12 protein-coding genes are annotated in these 13,431 nt (G+C 46.9%); 9 read left to right on the top strand and 3 right to left on the bottom strand.

What is annotated here, in order from left to right:
* Positions 1-161 precede the first annotated feature (161 nt).
* The 4 genes from ABD796_RS31540 (at position 162) to ABD796_RS31525 (ending at position 3,427) form a co-directional block, all read left to right on the top strand.
* On the top strand, positions 162-728 hold the full coding sequence (locus tag ABD796_RS31540; protein WP_344915992.1) for a hypothetical protein: 567 nt from the start codon (positions 162-164) through the stop codon (positions 726-728).
* Between the two features lie 103 nt (positions 729-831).
* Positions 832-1,854 (top strand): hypothetical protein, encoded by a 1,023-nt coding sequence (locus tag ABD796_RS31535; protein WP_344915990.1) that lies wholly within the window; start codon positions 832-834, stop codon positions 1,852-1,854.
* A 19-nt stretch (positions 1,855-1,873) separates the two neighbouring features.
* Entirely contained in the window at positions 1,874-3,088 is a 1,215-nt protein-coding gene (locus tag ABD796_RS31530) for a hypothetical protein (protein WP_344915987.1), read from the top strand.
* 66 nt (positions 3,089-3,154) lie between these two features.
* The gene (locus ABD796_RS31525; protein ID WP_344915985.1) at positions 3,155-3,427 is read left to right on the top strand and encodes a hypothetical protein; all 273 of its coding nucleotides are present in this window, start codon (positions 3,155-3,157) and stop codon (positions 3,425-3,427) included.
* 194 nt (positions 3,428-3,621) lie between these two features.
* On the opposite strand, the gene ABD796_RS31520 is transcribed toward ABD796_RS31525, so the two are convergent.
* Together ABD796_RS31520 and ABD796_RS31515 are read right to left on the bottom strand one after the other, a co-directional pair.
* On the bottom strand, positions 3,622-4,650 hold the full coding sequence (locus ABD796_RS31520) for an NAD-dependent epimerase/dehydratase family protein (RefSeq protein ID WP_344915983.1): 1,029 nt from the start codon (positions 4,648-4,650) through the stop codon (positions 3,622-3,624).
* Positions 4,651-4,747: 97 nt separating this feature from the next.
* Positions 4,748-6,343: an AraC family transcriptional regulator gene (locus tag ABD796_RS31515; protein WP_344915981.1), complete on the bottom strand. Its 1,596-nt coding sequence runs from the start codon at positions 6,341-6,343 to the stop codon at positions 4,748-4,750.
* Between the two features lie 273 nt (positions 6,344-6,616).
* On the opposite strand from ABD796_RS31515, the gene ABD796_RS31510 reads away from it, so the two are divergent.
* Positions 6,617-7,573 carry an ABC transporter substrate-binding protein gene (locus ABD796_RS31510; protein WP_344915980.1) on the top strand — a complete coding sequence of 319 codons (957 nt, stop codon included), beginning with the start codon at positions 6,617-6,619 and terminating at the stop codon, positions 7,571-7,573.
* 174 nt (positions 7,574-7,747) lie between these two features.
* Here the strand turns inward: ABD796_RS31510 and ABD796_RS31505 are convergent, their stop codons facing one another.
* Positions 7,748-9,622, bottom strand: a complete 1,875-nt coding sequence (locus ABD796_RS31505; RefSeq protein ID WP_344915978.1) for an ABC transporter substrate-binding protein — start codon at positions 9,620-9,622, stop codon at positions 7,748-7,750.
* Positions 9,623-9,751: 129 nt separating this feature from the next.
* Between ABD796_RS31505 and ABD796_RS31500 the strand changes: the two genes are divergently transcribed.
* From ABD796_RS31500 to ABD796_RS31485, 4 genes are all read left to right on the top strand, one after another.
* Positions 9,752-10,768: a DMT family transporter gene (locus ABD796_RS31500; protein ID WP_344915976.1), complete on the top strand. Its 1,017-nt coding sequence runs from the start codon at positions 9,752-9,754 to the stop codon at positions 10,766-10,768.
* A gap of 402 nt (positions 10,769-11,170) precedes the next feature.
* Entirely contained in the window at positions 11,171-11,797 is a 627-nt protein-coding gene (locus ABD796_RS31495) for a Type 1 glutamine amidotransferase-like domain-containing protein (protein WP_344915974.1), read from the top strand.
* A gap of 238 nt (positions 11,798-12,035) precedes the next feature.
* Positions 12,036-12,431: a VOC family protein gene (locus tag ABD796_RS31490; protein ID WP_344915972.1), complete on the top strand. Its 396-nt coding sequence runs from the start codon at positions 12,036-12,038 to the stop codon at positions 12,429-12,431.
* Positions 12,432-12,626: 195 nt separating this feature from the next.
* Positions 12,627-13,397, top strand: a complete 771-nt coding sequence (locus ABD796_RS31485) for an excinuclease ABC subunit UvrA (protein ID WP_344915970.1) — start codon at positions 12,627-12,629, stop codon at positions 13,395-13,397.
* The last annotated feature ends 34 nt before the right edge of the window (positions 13,398-13,431 follow it).

Raw genomic sequence — 13,431 nt, 5'->3', positions numbered from 1 at the left:
ACTATAATAAAAATAAGATACATATTATATAGGCTGCTATATTAGGTAAGAGCATAGAACAGCCTTAGTTTTAGGATGTTATCCTGTGGGAAGATCATACTGACGATGTGATTGAGTTTGAGGATTCCTATTTTGTTTGAAGTTTGTCCAAGGAGGCATGAATGAAGCTAGATTTCTTATTAGATACACATGGAACGTGCGTCGGTCAATTGAGAGATGAACTGTTGCCGTTAGAGGAATTGGCAGAAACATGGAAGTTTCCGTATGATATTCATTTTGTATTGCGTGTTTTACCTGAAAGTTACGGTCGAAAAACATTTAGACGCTTTGATAGCAGGGATCACGTTCTCTATTTAGACATCAGCATCATCTATGAGCAATTTCAACGGATGTCTAAAAATGAACAACGCGAAGCTTTAGGTATTTATCTCTATGATTATATGTCGGAGTCAATTGCAAAATATAAAAAGCACGCAGATGAGAAAACACAAGATCAATTATCGATCCGGGTAAAGAATTGGATGTTGGAAAACAATTGGTTGGATGGAAAGATCCATAGAGCAAGGACGCTGCTTGCGCACAGTATGGGGCTATACGAGGTCAGCCGACAATTGCAAATGCCATTAGAAGAAATTGAATATATCTTTCTTCGCATGAATGACTATGACCCAACTGAAGCTCATCCGGATAACATCGTAGCAGAAAAAGCCCCGCCATATCATTTGTAGTATGCATATGGATTGGGCGGATTCCTCGGATATGCAAGCATGACTGGCGGAAGCGGCGGAGGCATCTGCATCTAAGAAATATAAGCTTAATAGGAGGTTACGAATGCGCAAGAAATGGAAAAGAAAGATTCTGATCAATAATCCTCTTGCGCTGGACCGGATACGGATCAAGCAGGACTTGCGCGACGGTAACCAAGTGATTGTTCAGTTCTCTCACCCTGATTTTTATGTCTCCATTCTGGAGGAAGTGGATGAGCTATGCGCGCGTTTGGATGAAAACTTCGGAGTACGTTTCTACGGGCATTATTCCCTCTCGTTCGATGGTCGTACGCTTCTGAGGATCCCCCATGTCAAAATGCTGCATCTCAATAGTCTCGTCCAGGCACATAACACCGAAACATTGGCCAGCCTGGAACACTTGCACAGTTTGCATCTGGGCATACATGAGCTAGAGAATTCGGATATTTTGGGAATAGACTCGCTGCGCTCTTTAAGAGATTTAGTCATGATCTCGGATAAAAAAATGCTCGACCTGCAATATTTTAAAAATTTCTCTCATCTTGAACATTTGCATGTTGGGGGCAAGGTGAAAAACCTGGATGCGATTGGTTATCTGGAAGGGTTGAATTACCTCGCGCTACATTCGATTAGTAAAATACCGTTACATTTTATCAATCGATTGAAGAAGTTGAAGCATCTTCGCATTTTGCTTGGAGGGCGAGAGCATATTCAGGAAATCGAAGAGAATGCACTCGACGATTTGGAGATTGTTAGAATCCGTGGTTTTCATGACCTGAGCAATATTACGAAATTCAGAGCGTTGACGAGCCTTACGATTGAGGATCAAGCTCAACTGCGGGAAATCGGCTTTGATCGTGGGATGGAGGCGCTGAAGGAGATAACCGTTTCAAATTGTAAAGGTTTGGCTCGTTTGTCGGGAATGGAGCGGTTGCCGTCGCTGCGCAAGCTCCGCATTTTCAAAACGGCCATCGATTTTGACTCCTTCATCCAGCAAAACCTTCCAAGCGCATTGTCCGAATTGGAATTCACGACCTCCAAAAGCAAAGTAGATCAAGAAATACAAGATTCCTTATACAAGCTGGGCTTTCAAAAATGGAGAATCTAAATCAAGGGTAGAAGAAAGGATGACGGAATTGCCAAATGATAACCAAGCTCGCCCTTCTGCTTCTGTTCGAGAAGACGGTTGTTATCCCATTGACCTGACGGGTCCTCGCAGCCACACTCTTGTCATGCGGCCCGGTGTGGGCAGCCTATCAATCGGACCATCGCAATTGGGGAAGAAGGCGGACCTTCACGTCGCGCCCGACGCGCGCATCGATTGGACCGTATTCGATGCCTTTGCTACGCCGGCGGGCTCGCCCTGGCCGCGATTTCTGCACTATACAGGCAGTGACGCGGGCTTCTTGGATTGGGCGGAGAAACGTCCCATTGAAGAGATGACGTGGGCTCCGGTCCTGTCTGCCGATACGGTGGTGGACGCCAGCCAGTCCATTTTGCATGGCTTGCATATCGAGCTGGGCCAGTCCGTAGGGCGCCTGAGCTTGAAGCTTCCGGAGAGACCTTTCCGCCTGAACGTGTCCGGCGATCTATCACGCTTCTTGGCCACTGGCGATATGCCGTCTTCTTTGACACTAGCGCCGCGCACCAGCCGACGCAGGTATGATCCTTCATTCATTCTGCCCGACCTGGGTGAATTGCAGCAGGTGACGAGCCTGACGCTGCAAAACGCGCCGCTGGGACAGCCCATCTCGCTGGACTGCCTTGACCGTTTCCCAAACCTTGACTCACTGAGTTTGTGGGGGAACTTCTGCGACATGGACTCGCTGGCTAGCCATGCCCGGTTAACGAATCTGGAGCTGCGCTTCATGCCTGATTTGGAGAACTTGCCCTCCTTGGACATGTGGCCGTTACTTGACAGATTTATCGCCTACAATGTGGAAGAGAACGCGGGCAAGCGACTAAGGCAGCAAATGAAAACACGCGCCAAAACCCGCCCGTGGACCGGCCATGCTTCAGTGAGTCAATTGCGAAAGACGGAGTGGTGGACGACCGAATTTGGCCGCCCGTTCTCGTCTTGGCCTAAACGTCTGGCTAAACTGGCTAACGAAGCTTACAACGTCGCACAGGCATCCTTGGCCGAGGCCCGCAGCATTGCCGATGCCGAGGCGGCCATTACCGCCTTCACCGTGCGCTTCAATACCCTCAAAGGCATCGAAACCACCGAAAGAGAAGACCTTGGCGAAGCAGTATGGCAGCTCAGCCAATCCGATCACCTGATTGGCCAACCTATAACGGGGGAGATGGCTCAATGCTGGTTCGATGCAGCTCGCGATTACTGATTGAAATGTGCTCATGAACGGGCATTGGAAACAGCAAATTACAAGTTGGCAAAGGAGTGTTGACTGGTGATCACTGTTTATGAGGAACAGCGGAATGGAGCTGCAGCGGACGCGATCGAGCATTCTCAGGCATCGTTCGAAACGTGCCTGGAAGTCATCCAGCGGATGGATGGCTTCACACGCAGTCAGGTCACGATTCGGTACATGGAGAACATGATCATGATCGGCGGCGGAAGTCACGAGTTCATCTTGGCTGTGGAGTCCGACACTGCGATTCACAACCTTTTCGGCCCACTGGAGGAAGAAGACGAGTTTGTTGAGATTACAGCAGGCTGCTGAATCAGGCACGAGAAAAGCTGGAGAAGATCATCGACATCCTGCAAGAGTCGCAACACGGAAAAGGAACGCAAGCCGAGAACTTACCGGAACGCGCACGTAAAGTCTATCTGGCGATTGCTAAGCAGCCCTGAGCTTCAGAAAAAATCGCGACACGAGAATTCGACATGAAATGGTTTGGATTCTACGTTTACATGTTATCCTTTGTTTTTATCTTTCAACATTTTCTCCATTGCTTGTACGACCGTAGTGTTCGGTTCTGTATACTCATACGCATAAGCTTCAGGATAGTTAGTCTTGTACACTACACGGTTTAACATACGGGGCACCATATCTTGGTAATAGGACGTTTGCTGAACCGGGCTGAATAAATCCGCCACGACATCTCCAGGGATGATCCGAACAACATCACCTAACACGGTCTTAATCTGCTCATCTGTAAATTGTGCTTTAATAAAAGTTAAGATGGCAGAGTATGTTGTTTTATATGCAGATGCGAAATGACGCCGCCCATTCGCTTCAGGGGATTTCATCAACGCAATATTCATTGCAGCTGCGTCGCGAACATCAACCCCATACAGTTGGGAATCTGCCATAGCCCTATCGCCGTGAAGCATAGCATAAATCATATCATGGTGCCAAGGAGCAAAGCTTGGTCCCATGACGTGCGTAGGGTGAATCGTTGTCATGCTTATGTTTGTTGTATTCTCATGGGAGTGGATAAACGACCAGGCTGCTTTTTCTTCCATCGTTTTCGAAACCATATGAAGGTCAAATAAGCCTTCCCTGTTTTCATTTGTCCAGTCATCCTCTGTAAACGTCGTTTTGGATGGATCTTCGTTGGCGTAAGCAATGGTTGACTCGGCACTGGTGTGCACGATCTTTTTGACGCTGCCAGATTCAACAGCCAATTGTAAGAGCATGCGAATTCCTTTTTCTTTCGTGCGGCCCCTATCTTTAAACGTTTTATCGTTTGGATGGAATGCGCTCCCTTGATTAAAAACCCACTTTGCTCCACTTAACACTTCTTTCCAATTATCTTTTTCTTCAAGATTTACTTGGTATAAGCTCAAATTGGGCAACATCGTTTGAAGCTTTCGCGCTTTTTCTTCATTACGGTACGTTCCAACAATCTGGTTATAGCCCTCGTCTGTTAACTGTTTGGCAATCCATGCTCCGATGTAACCCGTTACCCCTATAATGACAATCTTATCGTCTTGTTCCATATTTACGCATCCCCTTTCAACACCCTTTGAAAGCAGCTGTTTTTTGACTGATCCTTTGCATAAAAAACGAAAGCAAAGGCGATAGTGCGCCTGCATTTTAGCGATAAAGGTTCAAATATGAGGCTATCTCTTCTACAATGCGTACCCGGCCTTGCGGCGTCCAGCTCATAATAAGCCAGTTGGCGGTAAAGCGAACCTGATTGTTAAGGACGGCAGGGATCTGGCCCCAACAAGGGCTTTCCTTCGTACGCTGCAACGTTTGCAGCACATCGGGAGTATCCGAATAAAGGTGAACCCATAGATGATTGACTTCGATTTCGGGAAGTTGTGAGGGGTACAGCTCCAGTCTCATCTTATGTGTGGGCACATTCTTTCCCGGCAGCAATCCGAGCTCCGTGTAAAGCAGCTTGTTTAAAGGATGATTGCTAATTCCTTGTAAATAAAGATGATCGCTCATAATTTGCATAACCGCTACTTGCTGCATGTTGCCCGTATCCGCTATGAGCCGTTTTACTTGCGCTATTCGCTCGTCCAAAGCCTCGATGACCTCTTGCGCTTCTTGTTCCCTGCCAACCAGTTCGGCTAATCTGCGGTGGGGCACAAGCCAGTCCAAATCGTACTCCAGCAACACCGTAGGCGCGATCTGTTTAAACGTTTTATAGAGAGGGGAATGGGAATAATCCCCGATAATAAGGTCGGGCTGGGCTGTTTTCAGCTCTTCAAGTTGGCTCATCAGACGGCGGTTGTAGTCTTCCTGCTCAATTCCGGGATGATGATAACAATCGATCACGACAACCGGCTCGACGCCCAGCGACTCCAAATTCAAATGGAGGCCGAATCGGGAAGCGACCGCAATTCGCGAGTGCTCTCTTCTCATATATATGGTCGGAGACAAGCCGGTCATTTTTTTGAATACGCGACTGAAATAATATTCACTTACATAGCCCAATCGGTAGGCGGTTTGCTTGCAGGTGACGCCGTCGGCGAGCAACTGCTTGGCCTGTTTAATGCGGATATGGGTTAAATAGTCCATTGGAGCGATGCCTTTGGCTTTTTTAAAGCTTCGGCAGTAGGAGCTTGGCGTTAGTTTGGCGACTTCGGCAAGTGTATTGCGGTTCATTTTTTTACCGAGATTGGATTGCATGTAACGGATGCTTTCTTCGACGCCATTCCATTTGAGCATTTTATCATGATCGGGTTGCTGGTGTACGGCCCTTTGATCGTGAATAAGCAGGAGAAGCTTTTGGAACAAGAGATTGGATTGCGTCCGGTTATCGGGCAAAAGATTGATTTCATGCAGGGATTTGATTTCAGGGTAAATGGACGTAGTGTCCTTCAACTCGATAGATCCGGGCGGGAGCGATGCGGGATCTGCTGATGTCTGCTCCCCAATCCAGCGATCTCCTTGCCTCAATAAAGAAATCGTTTGAAAGTCGATTGTAAAGTATTGTATGTCCAGCCCAAACAGTTTCCCTTGCCATGTCGCGCCCACGGGTACGAAAAAGAGCTGAAGCGGTTCAACGGAATAGGTGGCATCGCCGATTTCAAGGGTTCCTTTTCCCGAAACGACAAACAGGAGATGGCTGACGGCATGGAGAGATTTTATATGTGCCAGATCGGCGCTCGCCCGGTGTTGGTAGCATCGGATGGCGGAAAATAGGTAAAGCTGTTCGTAACTTGTATGAAGAGTCACGCGCAGGTCACCTCCTTTTTATCTTAGCAAATGGATCGTTGCACTATCCTATCAGTTTACCATTTTGATAATCATTATCATACGTTAAGGGAGGGGTATTTTAAACTCATTGTTTTTAAAGGATGATATAGAAAGACAAAAGAATCAGCAGATGTGACACAAAAGGATAAATAAACGGGTATACCCGGATATTGTAGAAAAAATGGAGTTGCATTAAGCTAGTACACGATAACAATTATCATTATCACAAAATTAAGGAGAGCGGTAATCATTATGCTGGTTCTGAAAAAAAGGCTTGGTTTCATTTTAAGTGTATTAGTCGCAGTAACGCTGGTTCTATCGGGGTGTGCCAAGAAGGCCGAAAATTCGAGTGAAAAGGGGAAAGAAGGGAAATACACGGTCGAACACGCAATGGGAAAAACGGATATTCCGGGAACGCCAAAACGTATCGTCGTGTTGACGAATGAAGGTACGGAAGCGGTATTGTCGCTGGGAATTACGCCGGTAGGAATTGTTAGAGCATGGGGAATCGACCCGATCTACCAGCATTTGAATAAGCAATTGAAGGATGTCCCCCTTTTGGGCGACGAAAATCAGCCTAACCTGGAACTGATTGCATCGCTTAAACCGGATCTTATTCTGGGAAATAAAGTCCGTCAGGAGAAAATTTATAGCCAACTGTCGGCTATCGCGCCAACAGTGCTTTCGGAGCGCTTGAGCGGAGACTGGAAAATCAATTACAAGCTTTATGCGGAAGCCTTGAACTTGAAGGAGAAGGGAGATGCCAATCTTGCGGCGTTTGACAAAAAGGCGTCCGATCTGAAAGCGGCGCTTGGAGATAAAGTGAACACCAAAGTGTCCATCGTCCGGTTTAATCCGGGAGGCATCGTTCGCATTTATTATAACGACACGTTTTCGGGAGTTATTTTGAAGCAGGTTGGCCTTCAGCGTCCTTCCGTGCAGAATAAGGACAAGTTCTCCGATGATGTAGGCAAAGAGCGTATTCCGGATATGGACGGGGATGTGATGTTTTACTTTACCTACGATGATGAAAAAGGCGGGGCGGCAAAAGCCGAGCAGGAATGGCAGCAGGATGGGCTTTGGAAAAATCTCGAGGTTGTGAAAAAAGGGAAGGTTCATAAAGTTTACGACGGTATTTGGAACTCCTCCGGTGGGATTATTTCGGCAAATCTTGTGCTGGACGAACTTAAAAAATATTTGCTTGGTTAAGCAGCAGTCTATTGGCACCCTTACATTTAGGCCGAATGCAGGGAGTCCGCAGAAGCAGTTTGGTGCAAACCATTAGTCTGGTGCCCATCCTGCTTGAATTTTTCGGTGCTGCTATTCTGGAAAGGACGCAGAGTGAGCCGCTATACAATTATACGGTGATCTACACTGTTAAAACTATTCAGGCCGCAGTGACAGCTCACGAAAATTAACCCAGCCATAGGGGTTGATTTTTTCTGTTCCGAGCAGGTTCGGATGGTAAAAGGCAGCATGCCGCAAATGGTAAAGAAAATGCAGCGCATCATGACGCAGCAGCAAAGTTTCCACTTCCTGCAAAAGTACGGATCGGGCAGCAGAATCCGTTTCATGGGCGATGGCAGCATATCTTTGATCAAGCTCGATTAACAATACCGGATCAACGAAGCGATGAACCCCATAGTTTTCATGGAGCAGTACATGCAGCAGCGACCACTCCCGATTATTCGTTGTAATAGCGTTAAGCAGCACGATATCCGCAGCATCTATCGCTCCAGGTCGACTGAATTGTTCATAAGGCAGAACGTGAATGTGTACAGGAACGCCTGCGGATGCACACTGCTGCTGAATCCACTGAGCTGTCTGCTCAAGCGAATTGTTCAAGATCGAGTGCGTGTACAGGTGAAGCGAGTTTTGATAACCATCAGTTTGTAAAGAAACCATCGTATCTACTGTAGCCACTTCTAGCTCTGTCTTTGCATTCTCGGTCTCATTCTCTACCGATAACTGAGCCGCTATAGCAGCACTCCAATCCGGAAAAAAACTGTAAGCCGCTCCGATCCGATTCCCTCCAAGCTCCGCCACGCACTGTTCGGGCTGCAAAAGCTTACGCAGCCTGTGCCGCATAGCAGGGTCCTGTAACGGTCCTTGCTTGCGGCCGTTCATGATCATGAACGTGCAGCCGCCTTCCGTCCGCTCCATAATCGTGGTCCCGGTTGGAGCAGGCGCATGAATTTGGAACGGATGCGTGTAGAGAATAGGTTGTCCACCTAAACCACCATCGGGCATTTTTTGTGTGAGCAGCTCCTTCAATATCCAAATTTCAACCTTATCCAGCTGTGCCCTCTCCCGGTAGTAGTCCGCGAATGCCTCCAGAATCACCATCTCCGCGTCATTACGTAATAGCTTAAACGGTCCGGTTCCAATCGGTAACCGCTCATTATTTTCGGGAGTCTGACACGGAATAATGGATGCCTGGGGTGCAGCCAGATAATGCAGCAGTAAAGAGCTTGGTGCATCCAGTTGAATACGCAGTGCATACCGATGTGTGGCTTCTATATTGCGAATATGAAGTACCCTCCATTCACAGCACAGACGATCCCGTTCCTGATTTGCGCAATCCGAATCCAACTTGCTAAGGCGCATGAACGTATGAAGGACATCTGCAGAGGTCAGCTCTTTTTTATTATGAAAAAGGACGCCTTTACGCAAATAAAACATCCATACGGTTCCATCCCTATTTTGCTCCCAGTGCACCGCAAGCCGGGGTACAAAAACTGCATGTGAACAATCCCATTCAACAAGCGTGTCAAAAAGCTGACCGATCATATGCAGCTCTGTCCTGAGGGTTGCCTTGATCGGATCCAGTAAAGGCATTTCCCGGTAAAAAGGAAGCCGCAGCAAATCGATGTGCCCCTTCTTATATGGCGTGGATTGGATGCCAAATTGCTTATAGATCCATTCTGTTATTTGTTGTTGAAGAGGTGAACTCGGATCATACCTACGCATAAGCTCTATCGCTTGCGAATACTCGCCTTTGTCTATTTTGGTCTGGACCCATGAGCGTATTACGTTATTCGATTCCATGTTAAATGTAATGATGGAACGATTCCCTCTACCCCGCCCAGGCTGCCACTCGATCCACCCTAGCTCCTGACACTGCTTCACAATCAGCTTCACGTTACGTGGTGTACAGCACAACACTTCTGCAAGCTGCTCCAGTGAAACCTCTACAGGCTCTTTTTCTGCATAGCCATAAAACTCCCTTAGCTTCAAGTAGTGATAAGCAATTTGCATACCGGTCTCCTTAAACAGAGTGATGATTCAAAAGGGGAAATTAATAAAATAAACTCTACACTTTTTATCCCCTTTTTACAAGTTTAATATGGAGCTACCAACAGCCTTGTTAGAGAAGGGAAGTCTATTATGGAAGCAGAAAAGAAAGTGAAGAACAATAGCAACATGCAGGTGCTATCGATGATTCGTGCGCTTTCGATTACAGCTGCCGTCTTCGTAACGCTACTGTGGTCCTCCTCTTACATTTTGAATCAATATGCGTTTGTTGAGGGTGTAGGCCCCTTTACCCTTGCAGGCATGCGCTACAGCGCAGCGGTGTTTACCTTATGGGTAGTGCTGCGGCTTCGTGATCAAAAGCACGCTCAGCGAAATGAAGTACATGAGGCTCAAAGCGTTAATAGAGAAGTTTCACAAGGGAAATGGAAGCTGACCTGGAAAGACAATGTGTTTCTCGGAATTACCGGGTTTATTCTGGCACAAGGACTTCAGTATGCAGGCCAGTTTTATTTGCCCCCTATGCAGTCCAACATGTTCCTATCGGTGGGAAATATGCTGTTCCTGCTCGTTATTGACGCGATTTGGCTGCGCGAGTTAAAGGGCCGCGCCACGTTCCTGGCTGTTCTTGCAGCTATGGCCGGCATCGTCATTTACTATTATCCGTGGCATTTAGCCCAAAGCAGTCTGATCGGCATCGTCTTGATCCTGATATCCTGTGTTGGCAACGTTATGCACTTGACCTATTCCCGTTATTTGCTTACCCGAAAACAAACAGCTCCTTCTGCACTCGTTCTTAAACCAATGCTGATCGGGGCTGCAGGTATGCTATTAACTGGATTCATACTAGAGGGTACTCCGCCTTACTCTTTAAAGCTGATCCTCATTCTGTTATGGCTTGGGCCCATCAATGGAGCACTAGCCTTTACACTTTGGGCTTGGTCCCAAAAACAGCTGCGCGCCTATGAAAGCAGCCTCATTAATAATTTAATGCTGCTGGAAGTTGCCCTGATGGATATTTTGTTTCTCGGACGCAGTATGACCTATTTGCAAGCAGGCTCGTTATGTATCACCGGAACCGCCATTGTTGCTGTGCAGCTTGCGCCGTTGTTGAAAAAGCCTAAACAATTAACAAGAGAATCCGATATATAGAAACTGGGTTTGTTCAACTGTTTGAGGTGCCGAGACACAAGCTGGCATTCGCGAAGGGCAGCGTCTTTCATGCGACAGCATTCCGCAACGTGCTACTGCGGGCGTACGGCTACCACGCCGTTGTCGATGCCCCTCCGCTCAGGAACGTTTTTGCTACCGTAGTCGCTTTAACGTTGCTCATTGTACTTCACTGAAGTAACGGCATTTTAGTTCCAATATATGTAAAATTAAGTTGTCTAAAAAAGAGCAATGAGGGCTCAATAATTAACTACGAGGTTGCCGGCAAGGATCGGCAGCCTCGCTGTGCTAACCGGCAGGGTAGCCTAACGCCTCTTAGCAATCAAAGAAAAGCCAAAGGTTATTCAATAAACAGCAACTATGGCGACAAGGGGTTATCTAATTATGAAATACTATTTATCGTCATTTAAAATAGGGAATGAGGAACTGGATTTAAAACGAATCACTGATAACGGGAATAAAAAAGTTGCTTTTATCAACAATGCATTAGATTTTGCGACGGATTTGGTAAGAAAAAAGAAAAGTGATGCAATGGACGCTTCCGACCTCGAGAGACTAGGGTTTCATGTAGATATCTTGGACTTAAAGAACTATTTCAATAACCCAAAAGAATTGGAGAGAACACTGGAAGATTATGATGTCATATGGACTAGGGGCGGAAATACATTCGTTTTGGCACAAGCAATGAAATTAAGTGGATTTGATGAGATCATAAAAAAATACCATAAAGTCGGGAAAAATGTTGTTTATGGAGGATATAGTGCAGGGATCTGTGTTCTTGGACCAACATTAAGAGGTATTCACCTAGTAGATGACCCAACCCAGAAGCCTTATGGGGATCAACACCACACGGTTTGGGAAGGGTTAAATATCTTGGACTACGTAATTGCTCCACATTACAAGTCGAACCATGCAGAATCTGAAGATATCGATAAAGTAGTTGAATATTTAATCGAGAACAAAATTTTATTTAAAGTTTTGAAGGATGGAGAGGCAATTATAATAGAATGAATTAGAACAGAGGGTTTGAACTAATGGGGACGAGAGCTGAATGAAGATACACACGAAGGCGGCCAGCCAGAACGTTCTACTGTCTTCGCTCAACTAACTGGCAGATTTATTTACATAGTGGGTCTAGCATCTCTTTTGAAGATAGGATATTATTGGAAGAATTACTTGTGAGGAGAGATGCAGATGTCGGACCAAAGTGCAACGACTTCGCAGCAACCAAAGTAGGGAGGAAGCGAATTTGACTGAGCAAAATGTCATTTCCGGAACGCAGAATAAGCTGATCGAGTGCGTAGATCATGTTCAGTTACCGGTAAACGATATTGAAAAAGGAACCGAGTGGTACTCAAAAATGCTTGGATTAGAGGTTATGGCTCCAGGATGGTTAAGATTTAATCAGGGACCGCTATTAATGCTTCATCGTAGCAGTAAAGATACGAAAGTTTCATGGCTATCAGAAGATGATTTTCCAATGCCTGCTTTTATGTTTTTGTCCAAAAATATTAAAACGCTGCACGCTGCACTAACCGAGAACAATACACTGATCAGAATGTATCAAGATGAAGGCTTCGGTTGGGTGATTAAGTTCGTGGATCCGTTTGGAAATGAACTGGGCGCGTATGAACCGAAAGAATAGCTGAGTGCTGTCATAACATTGAATTGGCACGATAATTCCAGATTAACCTAGGACGAGACTGCTGACTTGAATCGGTGGCCTCGTTACGCTGAGGAGACGTTAGTGAAATGATTATAACTGGAGAAGGCGCGGCGGCGGCCTGCGCTTCATCATTGAAGTAACGGGCAGCAGTTCTTTTACGCTGGAGGGGGATGTATGAATACTGCGAGGAATAAAATCAACCCCAAACGTCCAGGCGCCCTTGTCGGCGTCTTGATGGCCGTGTCGGAGTGCCTTGGCGTACTTTACGGGAGCATTGCAGAGACGAGGAGCGCCGGTTCTTACGGCCCTTGTGCCGAGTGCGACGGTACTGATGCGCCTGCCGAGATCGACCCCGGCCGCATGATCGCTCCCGAACTGTCGCTCAAGAACGGTGCAGTCCTCTTATGGGCTGGAACGGACTGCGCTCCGGTGCAGAGAATCAGGCAACTGGCGGTGATGCTTGGAATCGATTATCTGATGCCGCTCGAGGAGCAGGATCGGTGGTTTATTTCTGTCCTGTTGTATGGGTACGACAAGGAGCCCGTTTCGTTTGTACATAACAAGAGACAGCGTACGGACTATTACCGCGGCTGCGTATCCGATCTTCAAACGATGATCGACGCGCGCACCACCAGCAAAGGCAATCTGAGGATGATCTCGTTTTTCTCCAAACATTCGGAGTGTCCGGTGTGCCTAGGAACTAGGATGAGCAAGGGCGTGTTGGATATTCACATTTCTGGCCATACGTTGGCTGAAGCCGAAAAGATGCCGATATCAGAGATGCTCTCCTTCATCAACAGCCTGCGGCAGTCGATGGACGCGCATGAGTTCGAAAACGCCGGGCCTATCGTCAGCCATCTCGAACCCATGCTTCTCTACCTAAGCAAAATCGGACTCCGGACGCTGCCCTTGGTCACCGCGCGGGGGTGGTCTCCCAGCCGTTGAAGACGCAAAACTACTCGGCTATTGAAGATGGGAA

Origin of the sequence: Paenibacillus hodogayensis, assembly GCF_039536325.1 — a bacterium.
In the GTDB taxonomy this organism is placed as follows: domain Bacteria; phylum Bacillota; class Bacilli; order Paenibacillales; family NBRC-103111; genus Paenibacillus_AB; species Paenibacillus_AB hodogayensis.
Note: the sequence above shows the minus strand (reverse complement) of the source record. Positions and strands in the feature narration are given on the sequence as shown.

What these genes read in the sequence shown, in the direction of transcription:
- ABD796_RS31540 (WP_344915992.1), top strand. Translation starts at nt 162, where the DNA reads ATGAAGCTAGATTTCTTATTAGATACACATGGAACGTGCGTCGGTCAA.
- ABD796_RS31535 (WP_344915990.1), top strand. Translation starts at nt 832, where the DNA reads ATGCGCAAGAAATGGAAAAGAAAGATTCTGATCAATAATCCTCTTGCG.
- ABD796_RS31530 (WP_344915987.1), top strand. Translation starts at nt 1,874, where the DNA reads ATGACGGAATTGCCAAATGATAACCAAGCTCGCCCTTCTGCTTCTGTT.
- ABD796_RS31520 (WP_344915983.1), bottom strand. Translation starts at nt 4,650, where the DNA reads ATGGAACAAGACGATAAGATTGTCATTATAGGGGTAACGGGTTACATC.
- ABD796_RS31510 (WP_344915980.1), top strand. Translation starts at nt 6,617, where the DNA reads ATGCTGGTTCTGAAAAAAAGGCTTGGTTTCATTTTAAGTGTATTAGTC.
- ABD796_RS31505 (WP_344915978.1), bottom strand. Translation starts at nt 9,622, where the DNA reads ATGCAAATTGCTTATCACTACTTGAAGCTAAGGGAGTTTTATGGCTAT.
- ABD796_RS31500 (WP_344915976.1), top strand. Translation starts at nt 9,752, where the DNA reads ATGGAAGCAGAAAAGAAAGTGAAGAACAATAGCAACATGCAGGTGCTA.
- ABD796_RS31495 (WP_344915974.1), top strand. Translation starts at nt 11,171, where the DNA reads ATGAAATACTATTTATCGTCATTTAAAATAGGGAATGAGGAACTGGAT.
- ABD796_RS31485 (WP_344915970.1), top strand. Translation starts at nt 12,627, where the DNA reads ATGAATACTGCGAGGAATAAAATCAACCCCAAACGTCCAGGCGCCCTT.